Source organism: Dactylosporangium sp. CA-052675 (assembly GCF_050947935.1).
GTDB lineage: Bacteria > Actinomycetota > Actinomycetes > Mycobacteriales > Micromonosporaceae > Dactylosporangium.
In genome coordinates this window covers 5,686,489-5,705,231 of sequence record NZ_CP192010.1, presented here as the reverse complement: position 1 = coordinate 5,705,231, position 18,743 = coordinate 5,686,489, and the positions used below count along the sequence as shown (strand labels likewise).

Sequence of the window (18,743 nt, the reverse complement as noted above, 5' to 3'; positions counted from 1 at the left end):
CGACTATGACCTTGTCTGACCAGGACAGCTTACGGGCCCTCATGGAGCGGCGGGTCGCGGCCGCCCGCGCCGCCGCCCGGGCCGACGCGGAGATCCCGCGCCGGTCCGACCCGAACGCGCCGCAGCCGTTGTCACCGTCGCAGGCCCGGCTGTGGTTCAACGCGCAGTTCGAGACCAACACCTCGATCTACCACGTGCCCACGGTGCTGCGGCTGACCGGCCCGCTCGACGCCGACGCGCTGCTGGCCGCGCTGCGCGAGGTCGCCGCCCGGCACGAGGTGCTGCGCAGCGTCATCGCGCCGCCCGCGCACGCCGTCGCCGGCCCGGCCGACCGGATCGAACTGTCCATCGTGGACATCGACGAGCCCGGGCTGGACGCGGCGCTGCGGACCGAGGTGAGCCGGCCGTTCGAGCTCGACCGCGAGCCGCCGATGCGGGCCGTGCTCTTCCGGCTCGGCGCCGAGCACCACGTGCTGGCCCTGACCGTGCACCACATCGCCACCGACGCGTGGTCGCGGGACCTGATGCTCGACGAGATCGGCGCGCTCTACGCCGCCCGCCTCGGCCAGGGCGAGCCGCCCGCGCCGCCGCGGCTGCAGTACGCCGACATCACCGAGTGGCAGGCCACGCGGACCGCGGACGACCACGTCGGCTGGTGGGTCGAGCGGCTGGCCGGGCTCGCCCCCGTGCTCGCGCTCCCCGTCGACCGGCCCTACCCGGCGGTGGCCGACTGGAGCGGCGGCTACCTGCCGTTCAGCCTCTCCCCGGCCCTGGCCGAGCGGGTGCGCGAGACCGCCCGGGAGTGCAACGCGACGCCGTTCATGGTGGTGCTCGCGGCCTGGCAGGCGCTGCTGGGCCGGCTCTGCGGCAGCGAGGACGTCGCCGTCGGCGTGCCCGAGTCCGGGCGCCACCACCGCGCGACCGAGGGCGTCGTCGGCTGCTTCATCAACACGCTCGTGATGCGCACCGACCTGTCCGGCGACCCGACCGGCCGCCAGCTGCTCGACCGCGTCCGGGAGACCACCCTCGAGGCCTTCGCGCACGCCACCGCGCCCTTCGAGCGGGTCGTGGAGGCCGTGGCGCCCGAGCGCTCCACCGCCACGACGCCGATCTTCCAGTCGATGCTGTACCTGCTCGAAGCCGCCCAGCGCGACCCGGCGCTGCCCGGCGTGCGCGCCGAGCGCCTCGACGCCCCGCTCGACTTCAACAAGTTCGACGTGAGCCTGTCGCTGCAGGCCGAGGGCGGCGGCTACGAGGGCGAGCTGCACTACCGCCTCGACCTGTTCGACCGGGCGACCGTCGAGCGCTGGTCGCGCTGGCTGCTCGCCCTGCTCGACGGCATGCTGGCCGAGCCCGACCGCCCGCTGTCGCAGCTCGACCTGCTGGGCGAGGCCGAGCGGGCCGAGCTGGTGGCCCTCGGCACCGGCCCGGCGCTGCCCGCCGACGCGCCCGCCACGGTGCTCGACGCGGTCCTCGCCCAGGCCGACGCCCGCCCCGCGGCCGTCGCGGTCGACGCCGCCGACGGCACCCTGAGCTACGGCGACCTGGCCGTGGCCGCGGCCCGGATCGCGACCGCGCTGCGCGCGCACGGGGCCGGGTCCGGTTCGCCCGTCGGGATCTGCCTGCCCCGCGACCGGCACCTGCCCGCCGCGCTGGTCGGCGTCTGGCGGGCCGGGTCGGCCTACGTGCCGCTGGAGCCCGACCACCCGGCCGAGCGGCTGCGCTACCAGCTCAGCGACTCCGGCGCCAAGGTCGTCCTCGCCGCCGCGGAGACGCTGGACGTGGCCCGCCCGCTCGTCGAGGGCACCGGCGCCGTCCTCGTCGACCTGGCCGACGCGCTGGCCGCCGAGCCCGGTGAGCTCCCCGCGACCGGCCCCGACGACCTCGCGTACATCCTCTACACCTCCGGCTCGACCGGCCGCCCCAAGGGCGTGGAGCTCAACCACGGCGCCGTCGCCGCGTTCGTCGCCGCCAACTGCGAGCTGGTCCCCGTGACGCCCGACGACGTGATGCTCGGCCTGACCGCGCTCTCGTTCGACGTGGCCGGGCTCGAGCTGTGGTGCGGCCTGGGCCGGGGCGCCCGCCTGGTGCTGCTGGAGCGCGGCGTGGCCGTCGACGGGCACCTCGTGGCGCAGCGCATCGCCGAGTCCAAGGTGACCGTGATGACCGCGACCCCGACCACCTTCCGGATGCTCGTCGCGGCCGGCTGGCAGTCGCCGGAGGTGCGCGGGATCGCCATAGGCGAGGCCCTCGACCCCGCGCTCGCCCGCGAGCTCACGGCCCGGCTCGGCGAGGCCTGGAACGGCTACGGCCCGACCGAGACCGCCGTGGTCTCCACGATGTACCGCGTCACCGCCCCCGTCGGCGACACCGTGCCCATCGGCACCCCGATGGCGGGGGAGTGGGTGTACGTCGTGGACGCCGCCGGCCGCCTCGCGCTGCCCGGCACCATCGGCGAGCTGTGGATCGGCGGGGCCGGTGTGGCCCGCGGCTACCACGGCCGGCCCGACCTGACCGAGGCCGCGTTCGTCGCCGACCCGGTCCGGCCCGGCGAGCGCTGCTACCGCACCGGTGACCTGGTGCGCTGGCGCACGGACGGGCGGCTGGACTTCCTCGGCCGCCGCGACCACCAGGTGAAGGTGCGCGGGCACCGCATCGAGCTCGGCGAGATCGAGTCGCAGCTGCGCTCGGCGCCGGGCGTGGCCGAGGCGGTGGTGACCGTCGCCGACCCGACCGGCGACGCGCACCTCGTCGGCTACGTGGTGCCGCAGCAGGGGTCGACGCCGGACCCGCAGGCCCTGGAGACCCTGCTGCGGGCGGCGCTGCCCGACTACATGGTCCCGCGCCGCTGGATGGCCCTGGACGCGCTGCCGGTCAACGCCTCCGGGAAGGTCGACCGCACGGCGCTGCCCGAGCCGCGGGACGAGGTGCAGCAGCGGGTCGCGCCGCGCACCGAGGCGGAGCAGCTCGTCGCCGAGGTGTGGAGCGCCGTGCTCAAGCGCGATGAGCTGTCGGTGTACGACAACTTCTTCGCCCTGGGCGGGCACTCCCTGTCGGCGACGCTGGTCGTGGGCCGGCTCCGCGACGCGCTGGACTTCGCGGTGCCGGTGCGGCTGCAGTTCGAGCAGCCGGTGCTGGCCAACTTCGCCGCCGCGCTGGAGGCGCTGCTGCTGGCCGAGGTGACGCAGGCGTGACGGTCACCGACACCCAGCGCTCGCTGCTGCAGCAGCGGCTGGCCGGGGCGCGCCGCAACGCCGCTCGCACCGCCACCACCATTCCCGCGTCCGCCGACCCGGGCGCGCCGGCGCCGCTGTCGCCGGCCCAGGCCCGGCTGTGGTTCCTGCACCAGCTGGAGCCGGACAGCGGCGCGTACCACGTGACGGCCACCGTGCGGCTGACCGGCCCGCTCGACGTGGCCGCGCTGACCGCCGCGATCCGGGACCTGGCCGTGCGCCACCACGTGCTGCGAACCCGGTTCGTGGACCGCGACGGCGTGCCGACCGGGGTGCTGGGCGGCGCGGACGACGTGCCCGTGGAGACCGAGGGGGACCTGGACGCGTTCCGGCACCGGGCGTTCCGGCTCGAGCAGGAGCCGCCGATGCGGGCGCTGATCCGCCGCGACGGGCCGGACGAGCACGTGCTGCTGCTCGTGGTCCACCACATCGCCTTCGACGCGTGGTCGATCGATCTGGCGCTGGGCGAGATCGCCGAGCTGTACGCCCGCCGCCTCGACGGCCGCCCGGCGCCGGACGCGCCCGCGCTGCAGTACGCCGACTACGCCCGCTGGCAGGCCGGCCTCGAGCCGTCGGCCGGGGCCCTGGACCGGTGGGTCGAGCGGCTGCGGGGCCTGGCGCCGGTGCTGGACCTGCCGGCCGACCGGCCCCGCCCGGCGGTGGCCGGCCACGAGGCCGGGCAGGTGCGGGTGCACGTGCCCGCGGCGCTGACCGGCCCGATCGCCGCGCTCGCCGCGTCCTGCGGGGCCACCCCGTTCATGGTGCTGCTCACCGCGTTCCAGGCGCTGCTGGCCCGGGTGTGCGGCACGGACGACATCCCGGTCGGCGTCCCGGTCGCGGGCCGGCACCACCCGGACGTCGAGAAGATGATCGGCTGCTTCATCGGCACGCTGGTCATGCGGACCGACTGCTCCGGCGACCCGACCGGCCGCGAGCTGCTGAACCGGGTCCGCGAGATGGCCATCGACGCGCTCGCGCAGTCCGAGACCCCGTTCGAGCGGATCGTGGAGCGGCTGCAGCCCGAGCGCAACCTCGGTCACACGCCGATCTTCCAGGTGCTGCTCAACGTGCTGGAGCAGCCGGCCGCGCCGCTGCGCCTGCCGAACCTGGACGCGCAGGGCATCGAGCTGCCGACCCACACGGCCAAGTACGACCTCAACCTCGCGCTGTCGCGCGTGGACGACGGCTACCGCGGCTCGCTGGTGTTCCGCGCCGACCTGTTCGACGAGGTGACCGCCCGGCGGCTGATGGACTGGTTCCTGGCGCTGCTGACGGGCCTGGTCACCGAGCCCGACCGCCCCGTCGGCGAGCTGGCGCTGGAGCCCGGCGTGCGGCCCGGGCCGGACGGCCCGCGGGTGTCCTACCCGCTGGACCGGCCGCTGCACGAGCTCATCGCCCGCCACGCGGAGTCGGCGCCGGACGCGACCGCGGTGGTCGCGGCGGACGGCCGGCTGTCCTACGCGGAGCTGAACCGGCGCGCCGGGGCGGTGGCGGCCCGGCTGCTGGCGGCCGGCGTGCGGCCCGAGGAGCCGGTCGCGGTGCTCACCGAGCGCGGGACGGCCCTGCCCGTGGCGCTGCTCGGCGCGCTCAAGGCCGGCGCCGCCTACCTGCCCGTCGACCCCGGCTACCCGGACGGCCGCGTGGCGGAGATCCTCGACGCGGCGCAGGCCCGGTTCGTGCTCACCGAGGCCGCGTTCGCGGGTCGTGAGCCGTGCCGCGTCCCGGGCCGCGAGGCGATCGTCGTCGCGGACGTGACCGGCGAGCCGGCCGAGGCCGTGGTGGTGGCGATGGACCACCTCGCGTACCTCATCTTCACGTCCGGCTCGACGGGCCGGCCCAAGGGCGTCATGGTCGAGCACCGCAACATCGCGCACTACCTGCACGCGGTGGCGGACCGCATCGGGCACCACGGCTCCTACGCCCTGGTGTCCACCCACGCGGCCGACCTCGGCATGACGAACCTGTTCGGGGCGCTCGCCACCGGCGGCGTGGCGCACCTCGTGGACCGCGAGACCGCCACGGATCCGGAGGCGTTCGCCGCCTACCTGGCCGCGCACCCGGTCGACGCGATGAAGCTGGTCCCGAGCCACCTGGAGCTGCTGGCCGCGCACGGCGACCTCGCCGCGCTGCTGCCCCGCGAGCTGCTCGTCCTGGCCGGCGAGCCGTGCCCGTGGGAGCTCGTCGAGCGCATCGAGCGGGTCCGGCCGGACCTGGAGGTGCAGGTCCACTACGGCCCGACCGAGACGACGGTCTCCGTGCTCGGCTGCGACGTGCGCGAGGTTCCGGCCGAGCGCCGCGTCGGCACCGTCCCCATCGGGCGACCGTTCGCCAACGTCGAGTGCCGGGTGACCGACCGGGCGGGCCGGCCGGTGCCGGACGGGGTGCCGGGCGAGCTGCGCATCGGCGGCCCGAGCGTGGCGCGCGGATACCTGAACCTCGTCGACGACCGCTTTCAGCAGGGTTGGTACCGCTCCGGCGACCGCGTCCGCGTCGACGCCCACGGCCTGGTGCAGATCCTGGGCCGGGTCGACGACCAGGTGAAGATCCGCGGTTTCCGGGTCGAGCTCAACGAGGTCGCCTCCGCGGTGCGCGGGGTCCCCGGCGTCGGCGAGGCCGTGGTGCTGCCCGTCGGCGAGGCGCACACGCGCCGGCTGGCCGCCTGGATCACGCCCGCGACGGCCGATCCCGGGGTGGTGCGGGCCGCGCTGCGCGACCGGCTCCCGGACTACATGGTGCCGTCGGCGTTCGTGGTCCTCGACCGGCTCCCGCTGACCGCCAACGGCAAGGTGGACCGGACCGCGCTGCCCGCACCGCAGACGCCGGGCGCCGCCACCCGGGTCGCGCCGGAGTCCCCGACGCAGCTGCGGGTCGCCGCGGCCTGGGCCGAGGTCCTCGACGGCGCCGAGATCGGGCTGGACGACGACTTCTTCGCCCTCGGCGGCGACTCGTTCAAGGCCGTGCGCGCCGTGCGGGCCATCGACCCGCAGCTGCGCGTCATCGACCTGTTCACCCGCCCGACCGTGCGGGAGCTGGCCGCCTATCTCGACGGCGACACCGGCTCGACCGGGCTGCTGCACCGCCTGGCGGGGCCGGCCGAGGCGACGCTGACCGTCGTCTGCGTGCCCTACGGCGGCGGCTCGGCCGCGGCGTACGGGCCGCTGGCCACCGAGCTCGCGCAGCGCCTGCCCGGCGCGGCCGTGCTGGCGATCGAGCTGCCCGGGCACGACCCGGCCCGGCCCGACGAGCCGCCGATGCCGATGGCCGAGCTGATCGACCGCGTGGTGGCGGACCTGCCGACCGGCCCGGTGCTGGTCTACGGCCACTGCGTCGGCTCGGCGGCCGCCACCGAGCTCGCCCTGCGCCTGGAGTCCGACGGCCGCGATGTCGCCGGGCTGGTCGTCGGCGGCAGCTTCCCGGCGGCGCGGCTGCCGGGGCGGGTGTCGTCCTGGTTCCACCGGCGCTTCCACGCCACGTGGTTCACCTCCGACCGGGCGTACCGCGACTTCCTGCGCACGCTCGGCGGCCTCGACGACGACGAGGGCCTCGACGCCGACGTGATCCTGCGCAGCCTGCGCCACGACGTGGACGAGTCGCAGACGTGGTTCACCCGCGAGCTGACCCGGCCCGACCGGCGGCGGCTGCGGGCGCCCGTGCTGTGCCTGATCGGGGCGCGGGACCGCTCGACGGAGCTGTACCAGGAACGCTATGCGGAATGGGGCGCCTTCGCGGATCGCGTCGCGCTGGCGGTCCTGCCCCGGGCCGGGCACTACTTCCTCAAGCACCAGGCGGCGGCCGCGGCCGACGAGATCGCCGGCGCGCTGCGGGAGTGGGGCGCGGGCCGGGCGCCGGCGGCGGTCAGCACCGCGGTCACCGGCGGCCGGGCCCGCCGCGACCTGCGCGAGTTCTACGTCATGACGGCCGGCCAGACCACCTCGCTGATCGGCGCCGCGCTGAGCTCGTTCGCCCTGGGCGTCTGGGCGTACCAGCGCAACGGCCGCGTCGCCGACTACGCCCTCGTCACCATGCTGGCCCTGCTCCCCTCTATCGTGCTGCTGCCGGTGGGCGGGGCGGTCGCCGACCGGATCGACCGGCGGCGCATCATGCTGGCCTGCAACGGGGCGGGCGCGGTGGTCATGTCCGCCGTGGTCACCCTGCTGGCCCTGGGCCGCCTGGAGATCTGGAGCGTCGGGCTGCTGGCCGGGCTGTTGTCCGCGGTGACCGCGTTCCATCGGCCCGCCTACCTGGCCGCGGTCGCGCAGCTGGTGCCGAAGCCCTACCTGGGCCAGGCCAACGCGCTGGCGAACCTCGGCCCGGGCATCGGCATGCTCATCGCGCCGCTGGCCGGCGGCGCGCTGATCGCGGCGCTGGGCATGCCGTGGGTCGTCGCGGTCGACGTGGTGTCGCTGCTCGTCGGCGTCGGCACGCTGCTGCTGGTGCGCCTGCCCGACCGGCTCTTCCGCCGGCAGGAGGAGACGTTCGTCCGCGCGATCGTCGGCGGCTGGCGGTTCCTCGTCCGGCGCCGCCCGCTCATGATCATGATCGTGTTCTTCGTGGTCGAGAACTACCTCGCGATGCTCGCCCTCGCCGTGACCGTGCCGACCGTGTACGCGTTCGGCGGCACGACGGCGGTCAGCCTCGTCACCGCGTTCAGCGGCGTCGGGGCCGGCCTCGGCGCGCTGGCCATGGTGCTGTGGGGCGGGGCCGAGCGCCGGGCCACGGGCATGGTGGGCTTCGTCATCGGGGTCGGTCTCGGCGCCGCGCTCGTCGGGCTGCGGCCGTCGACGGCGCTCGCGGCGGTGGGCAGTCTCATCTGGTACGCCTCGCTCACCATCCTCAACGCCCACTGGCTCGCGATCATCCAGGTCAAGGTCGGCCTGGAGCTGCAGGGCCGGGTGCTCGCCACGAACCAGATGCTGGCCGTGGCGATGACGCCGGTCGCGTTCCTGACCGCACCGCCGTTCACGGACGCGGTCGCGCCGCTGCTGCGGCCCGGGGGCGCGCTCGCGGACACGGTCGGGCGGGTCGTGGGGGTCGGGGATGCCCGCGGTACGGGGCTGATCCTGCTCGCCTGCGGCGTGCTGCTGGTGGTCTGGGGCGCGCTGGGCCTCGCCTACCGGCCCCTGCACCGGATGGAGGACGACCTGCCGGACGCCTCAGCGGGCGCCGAGATCCCCGACTCGCTGGACGAGGTCCAGGCCGAGGCCGACGAACAGGTGCGTGTCTAGCCCGACGCGCCGGGCGGCCGCGACGTTCTCGTCGCGGTCGTCCACGAACAGCAGTCGATCGGGGGCCAGGCCGAGCGCGCGGCAGCACCAGCGATACGCCGCGGGGTCCGGCTTGGCCAGCCCGATCCGGCACGAGAAGGCCACCAGCTCGAAGTGCCGCAGCCACCGCCGGTGGTGGCGCTCGTAGTGGGCCGCGAGCTCCGCGGGGATGTTGGACAGCAGCGCCAGGCGCACCCCCGCGGCCGCGGCCCGCTCCAGCAGGTCGACCATCTCCTCGTCGACCTCGCTCCAGCTCGCGATGTCCGCCTCGATGAGGGCGGCGATCCGCTCCTCGGTGAACCCGCCGACCCGGCGCCAGTACTCGGTCCCGGTGACGAGGCCCGCGTCGTAGGCGACGCGCTCGTGCCAGTACGACGGCCAGAAATCGGCCTCGGGGAGACCGGCGATCCGCACGAGGGTGTCGCGGCCGGCCCGCGACTGGTGCCGCGCGATGACCCCGAACAGGTCGAAGAGGATGACGTCGGGCACGGCGCTCAGACCCTCCGCACGACGGTGCCGGCGGCGGCGAGCGCGTTCGTGTCGTCCTCGGCCGCCTCCTCGGTGGTGACCACGAGGCTGAACGCGGACACGGGCGCCACGAACGCCAGCGCCGTGCGGGAGAGCTTGGCGGGGTCGGCGACCACGATGACGCGGCGGGCGGAGGCGATGATCGCGCGCTTGATCGCCGCGTCGGCGAGGTCGTAGGCGGTCATCCCGGCGGCGGTGAGGCCGCAGCAGCCGAGGACCGCGGTGTCGAAGCGCAGCGCGGCCAGCGATGCCTCGGCGAGCGGGCCGGTGAGCGCGAGCTCGTCCGGGCGGAGCTCGCCGCCGGGCAGCAGCAGCCGGAGCTGGGGGCCGCCGGCGAGCGCGTTGGCCGAGTGCATCGACAGGGGCATGACGGTGATCCGGCGCGGGGTGAGCAGGCGGGCGACCTCGAGGCACGTGGTGCCGCCGTCGACCACGACGGCCTCCCCGTCGGCGATCAGGTCCGCGACCGCCGCGGCGATGCGCCGCTTGGCGTCCAGCCCCTCGTGCGTGCGCACCGCGAACGGCGGCTCCTCGCCGCGCAGCGTGAGGCTGCGCGCCCCGCCCCGGTAGCGCTCGAGCATCCCCTGGTCGGCCAGGTGCTCCAGGTCCCGGCGCACGGTCATCTCGGAGGTGCCGGTCAGCTCGGCCAGCCGCGGGACGCCGAGCTGACCGGCGTGCTGCACGGCGTCGAGGATCCGCCGGTGACGATCGCTGAGCGTCATGCCGCCATTGAACACGACTGGCGCGGTAAAGACAACGTTTCGAACGCGGATCTTGTTTGTTATGTTCGCTGCCATGTTCCCCTCGATCATCGCCGCGGCGCCCACCCCGCCCGCGGCCCGCACCGCCACGGCCGCGACCTACGCCGCCTTCATCGGCTCGGGCTTCGCGTTCGCCAGCTGGGCCGCCCGCATCCCGCAGGTCCGCGACCGCCTCGGGCTCGACTCGGCCGCCCTCGGCCTGGTCCTGCTCGCCATCGCCGCGGGCTCCCTGGTCGCGCTCCCGCTCTCCGGCCCCCTGGTGACCCGCTTCGGCTCGGCCCGGATCGTCGGCACCATGGCGGTCCTGCTCGGCGTCGGACTCGTCGTCGCCGCGCTCGGCGCGCAGGCCGGCGTCGCCCCGGTCGTCGCCGGCCTGGCACTGCTCGGCTTCGCCAACGGCGCGTGGGACGTGGCGATGAACGTGCAGGGCACCGTGGTGGAGCGCCACCTCGGCCGATCGATCATGTCCCGCTTCCACGCCGGATTCAGCCTCGGTACCGTGGCCGGCGCCCTCGTCGGCGCGGCCATGGTCGCCCTGGGCGTCCCCGTGGCCGTGCACCTCGTCGCCGTGGCCGTGCTCGTCGTGCTCGTGGTCACCTGGCAGGCGCGGCGCTTCATCGCCGACCACGACCCCGGCGAGCCCGCCTCGCGGGAGTCCGCCCCCGGCGGCGCGCTGGCCGCGTGGAAGGAGCCCCGTACGCTCCTGATCGGCCTGTTCGTGCTCGCCTTCGCCTTCGCCGAGGGCGTCGGCAACGACTGGATCAGCGTCGCCGCGATCGACGGCCACCACGTGTCGGCCGCGCTGGGCACCATCGCCTTCGCGCTCTTCCTGACGGCGATGACCGCGGGCCGCTGGTTCGGCCCCCGGCTGCTGAACCGCTACGGCCGCACCGCGGTCGTGCGCGTCCTGGCCGTGATCGGCATCGCGGGCGTGGCCCTGTTCGTGTTCGGCCCCGGCCCGGTCTACGCCTACGCCGGCACCCTGCTCTGGGGCCTGGGCGCCTCGCTGGGCTTTCCGGTCGGGATGAGCGCGGGCGGCGACGACCCGCGCGGGGCCGCCGGGCGGGTGAGCGTGATCGCCTCGATCGGGTACTGCGCCTTCCTCGGGGGGCCGCCCGCCATCGGGTTCCTCGGCGATCACATCACCGTGCTGCGCGCCCTGACCGTGGTGGCCGTCCTGCTGGCCGTGGCCGCGATGATCGCCACGACGGTCCGCCCGCCGCGCCCGTCGCCCGAGCCCTCCGCACCGCGCCCGGCCCCCGACGACGACTAGGTGCTCGGTAGCGGCTTGCCAGTGCGTCGCGTCCGGTCGGCGATCCGACGGCCCGGTGGTCACCCCAGCGGGCCGCCGGACAGGACGATGACCGTCCCCGCCGCGGCCGCGCTCAGCAGGGTCAGGACGGGGCCGCGGCGCAGGGCCAGGAGGAGCACCGCCGCCGCGGCCAGCACGAACCACTGCCAGGTCTGGGTGAGGGTCAGGGCCAGCGGGATCGCCGAGCCCAGGATGGCGCCGATCGCGGCCGGGGCCGCGCCGTCCAGGAAGGCCCGCACGGCCCGGTTGCCGCGCAGGCGGTCGAAGCGGTGCGCGCCCAGCAGGATGAACGCGAAGGACGGGCTGAAGGCGACGATCGAGGCCAGCACGCCGCCGCCCAGTCCGGCCGCGGCGTAGCCGACCACCGCCACCGTCTGCACGACCGGGCCCGGCGTGATCTGGCCGAGGGCGACCGCGTTGAGGAACTGGGCGCCGGTCATCCAGTGGTAGTTGTCGACCGCGTCGGCGCGCATGAGCGGGATGATGACGAAGCCGCCGCCGTAGGACAGGGCGCCCACCTTGAGCGCGACCCAGGCCACGGACAACAGTGCCCCGCCGCCGAGGCCGGTGACCGCCAGGGCCGGGGTCAGGGGTCGGCGGGGGGCGGGGACCCGCTGGGCCAGCAGCTCGACGATGCCCGCGACGACCAGGAGCAGCACCAGCCACGGGCCGATGGTCGCGGCGGCGACGGCGCCGGCGAGAAGGTACAGGATCCATCTGACGCGGCTGCTGTGCTGCGGTGCTCGCTGCCATCCCGCCGGGACCAGGCTCACCCCGGCCTGGACGGCCACGGCGGCGACCGCGGCGCCCGCTCCCGCGCCGGCGGCCTTCACCCACGTGGGCGGGTCGCCGTGCAGGAACAGCACGGCCAGGGCCAGGATCACGATCAGGCCCGGGACGATGAACGCGGCCCCGCCCACGAGCGCGCCCACGCGGCCGCGGACCCGCCAGGCGCAGAAGATGGCCAGCTGGGTCGAGGCCGGGCCGGGCAGCAGGTTGCACGCCGCGATGGCGTCCTCGAACTCCTGCGCGTCGATCCACCGGCGATCCTCGACGCAGAGCTTGCGCAGCAGGGTGATGTGGACCGGGGGACCGCCGAAGCCGAGGCAGCCGATGCGGCCCCACTCCCGCAGGACGGTGGCGAGGCTTACGTCGTCGCGCATGTGTGCAGGAAGTGGTCGAGGCGCTCGGCGATCTCGTCGGCGGCGCGGTCGAAGGCGGGGCGGCCGTCCGGTTCGGCGGACGGGTCGGGCATGCTCCAGTGGATCGTGTCCGGGTGCCCCGGGAACTCGGGGCAGACCTCGCGGACCTTGTCGCACAGCGTGATGACGTGGCCGAAGCGCCGGCCGGCGAACTCGTCCAGGTGCTTCGGGCGCGCGGTGCTCAGGTCCAGCCCGCGCGCGGCCATCGCGGCGACCGCGTCGGGGTGGACGGGCTTGGGGCGGCTGCCGGCGCTGTGCGCGGCGATCGTCCCGTTCGAGCGCTCGCGCAGCAGGGCCTCGGCCATCTGGGATCGCGAGCTGTTGCCGGTGCACAGGAACAGCACGCTCGTCGGGGCCGGCACGGCGGGTCGCGGTGCGACGTAGCGCAGGGCCGGGTGCAGAGCGCCGCCCGCCGCGGCCAGCTGCGCGCCGCAGTGGGTGAGGTCCAGGCGGTAGTAGATGTCACGGGCGTCGGCGGCGCTGCGGCGGGACCGGACCAGCTCGGCGCGGCGCAGGTGGCCCAGATGGTACGAGACCAGGCTCTGCCGCTCGCCGAGCAGCGCGGTCAGCTCGTGCACCTGGCGGTCGCTGCGGGACAGCTCGCCGAGTAGCCGCCACCGCAGCGGGTGCGCCGCAGCCTGCAGGAACGGGGGTAACTCCTCCACGCCCGCAGAATACATCAAATCAGTTTGATGCAAATCCCCGGAGTCCGGCCCGGATCGGGTCGGCCGCGCCGGACTCACGCGAATCGCCGCCGTCCGGCCCGGATCGCGTCGGCCGCGCCGGGTTCATGCGAGTCGCCGCCGTCGGGCGACGATGCCGAGGACGATCGCGGCCAGCCCGAGCACCACGGCCGCGCCGGCGCCGACGACGCCGTTGCCGGTGCCCGGACCGCCGTCCGCGGTCGCCAGCACGATGACGCCGGTGATCAGGCCGGCCGCCCCGGCCGCCAGGGCGACGGCCGCCCCGCGGCCCGCCCGGCTCAGGGCCCGGACGCCGATGACGACGGCGCTCAGCGCGACGATGGCGGCCAGGGTGGCCACGGCCCGGTCGACGGTCATGGTCGGCTCCTTCAGGTGCGGGAATGGGATGGCACCGATCCTGGCCGCCGGGGCGGTCGCGGCGCATCGGCCCGGGGACGGCTCTGCGGGGTGCCACGGCCGCGGCAGATGCCGGGCGCCTGCTGCGCGCGCAGTAGGCCGATGCGGTCCGCGCGGACGAGTCGCCCGCGCCCGGGCCCGGCTAAGGTGCCCGCATGGGCCGCATCTCGGACTGGGGCATCGCCGTCGGCGTCGCGGCGATCCTGCTGATCGCCGGGGTCGGCGAGCACCGCCCCGGCCCCGCGGCCGGCTACGCGCTGCTGGTCGCCGGCGGCCTCGCGCTGGCCGCGCGCCGCCGGGCGCCGGTGGCCGTGCTCGTCGCGACCGGCCTGTGCGCGGTCGGCTATCACGCGGCCGGGTTCGACGTGTTCGCCGTGGCCTATCTCGTCGCGGTGTACGCCGCCATGCGCGCCGGCCGCCGGGCCGCGACCATCGCCGTCAGCGTGGCCATGCTCGCCGCGCTGCCACTGGCGGCGCTGGCCGCGGGGCAGAGCACCGGCGCCGCGTTCGCCGGGTCCCGCGGCGTGCTCGAGTTCGCGTGGCTGATCGCCGCCGGTGCGGCGGGCGAGGCGCTGCGCCAGGCCGAGCGGCGGGCCGACGAGGCCGAACGGACCCGCGAGGAGATCGCCCGCCGGCGCGCCGACGAGGAGCGGCTGCACATCGCCCGCGAGCTGCACGACTCGCTCACCCACCAGATCTCGGTGATCAAGGTGCAGGCGGAGGCCGCCGTCCACGTGGCGCAGAAGCGGGGCGAGCCGGTGCCGGACGCGCTGCTCGCGATCCGCGAGGCCGGCCGGGAGGCGGCCCGCGAGCTGCGCGCGACGCTCGGGGCGCTGCGCGACGACGACGCGTGCGGGCCCAACGGCCTCGAGCACGTCCCCGAGCTGGTCGAGCGGGCCCGGGCCGGCGGCGTCCAGGTGACGCTGACGATCGAGGGCGACCGGGCCGGCCTGCCCGCCGCGCTGGAGCGCACCGCGTACCGCATCGTCCAGGAGTCGCTCACCAACGTCGCCCGGCACGCGGCGGCCGCGACCGCCACGGTCACCATCGAGTACCGCCCCGGCCTGCTCGGCATCCGCGTCGTCGACGACGGCACCGCCACCCCGGCCGCGCCCGTCGCGCCCGGCGTGGGCCTGCTCGGCATGCGGGAACGGGTGACCGCGCTCGGCGGCTCGCTGCGGGCCGGGCCGCGCCCCGAGGGCGGCTTCGCCGTGCACGCCGAACTGCCCGTCGCGTGATCCGCGTGCTGCTGGTCGACGACCAGCCCCTCATCCGCAGCGGGTTCCGGGCGCTGCTCGACGCCGAGGACGACATCGAGGTCGTGGCCGAGGCCGGCGACGGCGGCGCGGCGGTGGCGCTCGCCGCGCGGCTGCGGCCCGACGTGGTCCTCATCGACGTGCGCATGCCCGTCGTCGACGGGCTCGAGGCGACCCGGCGCATCGCGGCCGACCCGAGACTGGACGGCGTGCACGTGGTGGTGCTCACGAATTACGGGCTGGATGAGTACGTCTTCACGGCGTTGCGCGCCGGGGCGGCCGGCTTCCTGGTCAAGGACATCCTGCCCGAGGACTTCCTGCACGCCGTGCGGGTCGCGGCGCGCGGCGACGCGCTGCTGGCCCCCTCGATCACCCGCAGGCTCATCGACCGGTACGTCACCCAGCCCCCGCTGGAGCGAGCCACGGCCGCGCTGGCGGGGCTGACCGCCCGCGAGCGCGAGGCCGTCACCCTCGTCGCGCACGGCCTGGCCAACGACGAGATCGCCGCCCGCATGACGATCAGTCCCGTGACGGCCAAGACGCACGTCAACCGGGCCATGACCAAGCTGCACGCCCGGGACCGCGCGCAGCTCGTCGTCATCGCGTACGAGTCCGGCCTGGTCAGCCCCCGCGGGCGGGACGCTCGCTGAGTGCCTGGCCGCCGCGCTCGGCGGCGGCCAGCAGCGCCAGCTCGAACTCGACCTCGGCGGGGACGCGGCGGCGCCGGGCCAGGGCGCGCGGGAGCCGGGCGAGCAGCGGCCAGGCGGCGGGGCGGGCGGTCGCCAGCACGTCGCGGGTCGCCTCGACGGCGACGCGCACCGGGCGGCGCATCCACGCGGTCAGGGCCCGGTTACGCAGCGCCAGCAGGCGTTTCGCGGACTCGGCGGCCGGGTCCGGCTGCGGGTGGTGGTGCGCGACGACGTCGTCGCAGTAGGCGAGGCCGTGCCCCGCGGTGCGCAGGTCCAGGGCGACCCGCGCCTCCTCGCCCATGAAGAACACGACCGGGTCGAAGCCGCCGCAGGCCAGGAACGCGTCGCGGCGCACGACCGCGGCGCAGGCGAGGAAGCCCAGGACGGACGGGCCGGGCAGGTCGGGGGCGGTACCGAGCGGATCGCGGGCCATGGAGGCCGACATCGGGTCGAGCCGCTCCCGCGGGCCGACGAGCGTGCGGGCCGCGACGAGGGCCAGGCGCGGCGCGGCGTCGAGGTGGCGGGTGGCCCGGGCGAGCGCGCCGGGCGCCCACCACGAGTCGTCGTCGGCGAACGCGACGTAGGCCGTGCCGGCCGCCTCGGCGCCGTGGTTGCGGGCGACGGCGCCGAGGTTGCGGCCGAGCGGGAGATGGCGCACGTGCGGGTAGGCGGTGGCGAGCATGCCGGCGGTACCGTCGCTGGAACCGTTGTCGGCGACGATGACCGGCGGCGGGTCGGCCTCGCGGTGCAGCGCCCGCAGCGTGCGCTCGAGCCGGGCGCACCGGTTGCGGGTGGCGATCACGACCGAGACGTCGGGCATGGGGCCCGAATGTCCCGCGCCGCCACCCGTAAACGTCACGGGTCAGTCCGGCGGTCCGAGGGGCGCCCCGGTGGTCGTGGCGTCGGGCTCGCCGTTGAGCGGGTCGAGGGCCGGTGGTTGCCGGGCGGAGTCTTGCCGGTCGGAGTCTTGCCGGTCGGAGTCTTGCCGGTCGGAGTCTTGCCGGGCGGAGTCTTGCCGGTCGGAGTCGCGATCGGCATCCCGGTCGAACTCGTCGGTGTCGTCGGGGGAGCCGGGATCCGCGAGGTGGCCGGTGTCGTCGTTCGGCAGCGTCATGCCCTGTCGACTACCCGGCCCGGGTGAGGCGAAACGGTGCGCCCGGCGGCTGGACGGCCGCCGGGCGCCCGGACCGTCACGGGTAGCTGACCACCGTGTGCGGCGTCACCTTGCTCGGCAGGGCGGCGTCACCGGTGTCGTTGATGACGTGGGTGATGGAGCCCTTGCCGAGGGAGACGGTGAGGATGTTGTGGAACTTGACGTTGGCGTTGACCGGCGTCTCGTAGGAGTGGTAGGCGGCGATGGATTCGTCGCTGGTGAAGACGCAGTAGCTGCCCATGCCCCAGGCCTCGTGCGAGGTGACGGTGTTGGCGACCTTGTAGGCGGCGTAGCCGGTGATCCCGTCGTGGGACCAGGCGGCGGCCGAGGGCGGGTCGTAGGGCAGTTCGTTCTGGAAGAAGATGGTCTTGCCGCCGTTGCCGTTCCAGATGACGTTGTACTTCTCGAAGTGCTCGACGAACAGGCCGTAGGCGGTCACGTTCTGGCCGTTGACGATGAGTCCGGTGTCGGAGGGGTTGGAGGTCCAGCCCGCTCCGGCGCCGTGGTCGGCGCGCCAGGCCCAGATGTGGTCGATGATGGTGTTGTTGTTGTTGACCACGAGGGCGTTGGTGACCTTGGCCGCGCCCGCGCCGCCGACGCGCAGGAACACGTCGGAGATCAGGTTCGGGGCGCCGGCGTGGTTGCCGGTGGCGCCGTTGGGGCCGACCTGCAGCAGTGCGGGGGAGTTCGTCGGGCCGGCGTCGAAGAGCAGGCTGGCGATCTTGACTCCGTCGACGTCACCGACGGCCATCGGCAGGGCGCCGTTGTCCGCCACGATCGTCGCGTAGCCCAGGCCCAGGACCACGGTGTTGGCGCGGTTGATGTTGACGGTGGAGTTGAGGTGGTACACGCCGGGGGTGAACAGCAGGTTCAGGCCCTGCGCGACGGCCTGGTTCAGCGTCGCCGCGCTCACGCCGGGCTTGGCCACGTAGAACTGGCTCAGCGGCAGCGAGGTGCCCGGGGTCTGGCCGTTGATCCAGGTCGCGCCGCTGCTGTTGGTCCGCAGCGACGGCACGAACACCCGGTAGCCCGACGCGTCCGCGTAGAGGTACGGCTTCTCCTGCGTCACCGGCGATGTGGGCAGGGTCGTGATCGGGGGCGTGGGGAAGCTCGTGGCCGGCGCGCCCTGGACGCCCGAGAACACCATGTTCCACAGCGCCCCCTTCCAGTTGCCGATCGTCGAGTCGCGGGTGAACCACTGCTGCTGCGAGCACGGGCTGATCTCCCCGCTCACCCGGCTGTCGGCGATGTAGCCGCCCGACGCCCAGCCACAGTTCGGTGACGCGAGGGTCATGCCGCCGTGCACGTCCATCCGGCGGAACGGCGCCGCCTGGGCCACCGCCCACCGGTCCCGGCCCGACACCGGGTAGAGCGACAGGTTCTCGGCCGAGCGCCAGAAGTTCTGGGTGGCGTTGCCGGCCATCCAGCCCGCGTCGACGGTGATGTCACCGTGGATCTGCACGTCCTGCGGGTTCTGCCCGAGGCCGTTGATCGACGTGTAGAAGCCCACCTGCGCGTTGAGACCCGAGTACGAGCCCGGCTTGAACAGCACCTGGTAGCGCTCGGTGCCGAACTGGTTGGTCTCCTGCTGGGTGAAGATCTGGTCCAGGCGGGCCTGGATCGTGGCCGAGGACTGGCCCGGGTCGAAGACCACGACGTTCGAGCCGAGGTCACCGCCGCCGGGCAGTGGGGGGACGTCCGGCTCGCCGGCGTAGACCGCGAACTCGAAGAGCGAGTAGCCGTACTGGGTCGCGCGGGCGGTGCCGTACATCCGGATGAACCGGCCCGAGCCGCTGACCGGCAAGGTCTCGGTGCCGCCGGCGCCGGTCGTGGTCGAGTAGATCGGGGTCCAGCCGTTCACCCCGTCGGCGGAGACCTCGACGCGGTACGCCTTCGCGTACGAGCGCTGCCACGTCAGCACCACCTGGCAGATCTGCGTCGTGGCGCCGAGATCGATCTGGATCCACTGTGGATCGACGCCGTGCGCGCTGGACCAGCGGGTCGAGCCCGAGCCGTCCACCGCCTTGGCCGCGGCGAGACTCGCGCTCTCGGCCGAGGACGCGGACGCGGGACGGTTGAGGGCGACATCGGTGGTACCGCAGGCCGACGCGGCGACCGCCGGTCCGACCACTACGACGAGTGCATACGCCAGCAGCGCCGCGGCGACGGCTGCTAAGGCGACGAACGAGCGTTTCATGGCATCTCCAAGGCAGGCTCCATCGCCGCGCGGCGCTGGCGGGCGGCG

General features: G+C 75.1%; 13 protein-coding genes. 5 read left to right on the top strand and 8 right to left on the bottom strand.

Features of this window, described 5'->3' with window-relative positions; all coding sequences use genetic code 11:
* Positions 1 to 5: 5 nt before the first annotated feature.
* A complete protein-coding gene (locus tag ACQP1P_RS26105) occupies positions 6 to 3,194 on the top strand; it encodes a non-ribosomal peptide synthetase (RefSeq protein ID WP_433073734.1) in 3,189 nt (1,062 codons plus the stop codon).
* Entirely contained in the window at positions 3,191 to 8,458 is a 5,268-nt protein-coding gene (locus tag ACQP1P_RS26100; RefSeq protein WP_433073731.1) for a non-ribosomal peptide synthetase/MFS transporter, read from the top strand. The genes ACQP1P_RS26105 and ACQP1P_RS26100 overlap by 4 nt, the downstream gene beginning before the upstream one ends.
* Here ACQP1P_RS26100 and ACQP1P_RS26095 read toward each other — a convergent pair.
* Together ACQP1P_RS26095 and ACQP1P_RS26090 are read right to left on the bottom strand one after the other, a co-directional pair.
* Positions 8,387 to 8,986, bottom strand: coding sequence for an HAD family hydrolase (locus tag ACQP1P_RS26095; RefSeq protein WP_433073728.1), 600 nt, complete (start codon positions 8,984 to 8,986; stop codon positions 8,387 to 8,389). The two genes, ACQP1P_RS26100 and ACQP1P_RS26095, sit on opposite strands and share 72 nt — an antisense overlap.
* A gap of 5 nt (positions 8,987 to 8,991) precedes the next feature.
* Complete coding sequence (locus ACQP1P_RS26090) at positions 8,992 to 9,747, bottom strand: DeoR/GlpR family DNA-binding transcription regulator (protein ID WP_433073726.1); 756 nt, start codon at positions 9,745 to 9,747, stop codon at positions 8,992 to 8,994.
* A gap of 73 nt (positions 9,748 to 9,820) precedes the next feature.
* On the opposite strand from ACQP1P_RS26090, the gene ACQP1P_RS26085 reads away from it, so the two are divergent.
* On the top strand, positions 9,821 to 11,059 hold the full coding sequence (locus ACQP1P_RS26085) for an MFS transporter (RefSeq protein ID WP_433073724.1): 1,239 nt from the start codon (positions 9,821 to 9,823) through the stop codon (positions 11,057 to 11,059).
* A 59-nt stretch (positions 11,060 to 11,118) separates the two neighbouring features.
* Here ACQP1P_RS26085 and chrA read toward each other — a convergent pair whose 3' ends face one another.
* The 3 genes from chrA to ACQP1P_RS26070 form a co-directional block, all read right to left on the bottom strand.
* On the bottom strand, positions 11,119 to 12,261 hold the full coding sequence (gene chrA, locus ACQP1P_RS26080; protein WP_433073721.1) for a chromate efflux transporter: 1,143 nt from the start codon (positions 12,259 to 12,261) through the stop codon (positions 11,119 to 11,121).
* A complete protein-coding gene (locus ACQP1P_RS26075; RefSeq protein ID WP_433073718.1) occupies positions 12,246 to 12,965 on the bottom strand; it encodes an ArsR family transcriptional regulator in 720 nt (239 codons plus the stop codon). Before ACQP1P_RS26075 ends, chrA begins: the two co-directional genes overlap by 16 nt.
* Before the next feature lie 123 nt (positions 12,966 to 13,088).
* Positions 13,089 to 13,361, bottom strand: coding sequence for a DUF6223 family protein (locus ACQP1P_RS26070; protein ID WP_433073715.1), 273 nt, complete (start codon positions 13,359 to 13,361; stop codon positions 13,089 to 13,091).
* A 194-nt stretch (positions 13,362 to 13,555) separates the two neighbouring features.
* Between ACQP1P_RS26070 and ACQP1P_RS26065 the strand changes: the two genes are divergently transcribed.
* Positions 13,556 to 14,638 carry a sensor histidine kinase gene (locus tag ACQP1P_RS26065; protein WP_433073712.1) on the top strand — a complete coding sequence of 361 codons (1,083 nt, stop codon included), beginning with the start codon at positions 13,556 to 13,558 and terminating at the stop codon, positions 14,636 to 14,638.
* Complete coding sequence (locus ACQP1P_RS26060) at positions 14,635 to 15,306, top strand: response regulator (RefSeq protein WP_433073709.1); 672 nt, start codon at positions 14,635 to 14,637, stop codon at positions 15,304 to 15,306. The genes ACQP1P_RS26065 and ACQP1P_RS26060 overlap by 4 nt, the downstream gene beginning before the upstream one ends.
* Here the strand turns inward: ACQP1P_RS26060 and ACQP1P_RS26055 are convergent.
* The 3 genes from ACQP1P_RS26055 to ACQP1P_RS26045 form a co-directional block, all read right to left on the bottom strand.
* Complete coding sequence (locus ACQP1P_RS26055) at positions 15,278 to 16,165, bottom strand: glycosyltransferase family 2 protein (RefSeq protein WP_433073706.1); 888 nt, start codon at positions 16,163 to 16,165, stop codon at positions 15,278 to 15,280. The genes ACQP1P_RS26060 and ACQP1P_RS26055 overlap by 29 nt on opposite strands.
* Before the next feature lie 42 nt (positions 16,166 to 16,207).
* Positions 16,208 to 16,459, bottom strand: a complete 252-nt coding sequence (locus ACQP1P_RS26050) for a hypothetical protein (protein WP_433073704.1) — start codon at positions 16,457 to 16,459, stop codon at positions 16,208 to 16,210.
* Positions 16,460 to 16,535: 76 nt separating this feature from the next.
* Complete coding sequence (locus ACQP1P_RS26045) at positions 16,536 to 18,695, bottom strand: discoidin domain-containing protein (protein ID WP_433073701.1); 2,160 nt, start codon at positions 18,693 to 18,695, stop codon at positions 16,536 to 16,538.
* Positions 18,696 to 18,743: the final 48 nt, after the last annotated feature.

What these genes read in the sequence shown, in the direction of transcription:
- ACQP1P_RS26055 (WP_433073706.1), bottom strand. Translation starts at nt 16,165, where the DNA reads ATGCCCGACGTCTCGGTCGTGATCGCCACCCGCAACCGGTGCGCCCGG.
- ACQP1P_RS26045 (WP_433073701.1), bottom strand. Translation starts at nt 18,695, where the DNA reads ATGAAACGCTCGTTCGTCGCCTTAGCAGCCGTCGCCGCGGCGCTGCTG.
- ACQP1P_RS26105 (WP_433073734.1), top strand. Translation starts at nt 6, where the DNA reads ATGACCTTGTCTGACCAGGACAGCTTACGGGCCCTCATGGAGCGGCGG.
- ACQP1P_RS26065 (WP_433073712.1), top strand. Translation starts at nt 13,556, where the DNA reads ATGGGCCGCATCTCGGACTGGGGCATCGCCGTCGGCGTCGCGGCGATC.
- ACQP1P_RS26085 (WP_433073724.1), top strand. Translation starts at nt 9,821, where the DNA reads ATGTTCCCCTCGATCATCGCCGCGGCGCCCACCCCGCCCGCGGCCCGC.
- ACQP1P_RS26070 (WP_433073715.1), bottom strand. Translation starts at nt 13,361, where the DNA reads ATGACCGTCGACCGGGCCGTGGCCACCCTGGCCGCCATCGTCGCGCTG.
- ACQP1P_RS26090 (WP_433073726.1), bottom strand. Translation starts at nt 9,747, where the DNA reads ATGACGCTCAGCGATCGTCACCGGCGGATCCTCGACGCCGTGCAGCAC.
- ACQP1P_RS26050 (WP_433073704.1), bottom strand. Translation starts at nt 16,459, where the DNA reads ATGACGCTGCCGAACGACGACACCGGCCACCTCGCGGATCCCGGCTCC.
- chrA (WP_433073721.1), bottom strand. Translation starts at nt 12,261, where the DNA reads ATGCGCGACGACGTAAGCCTCGCCACCGTCCTGCGGGAGTGGGGCCGC.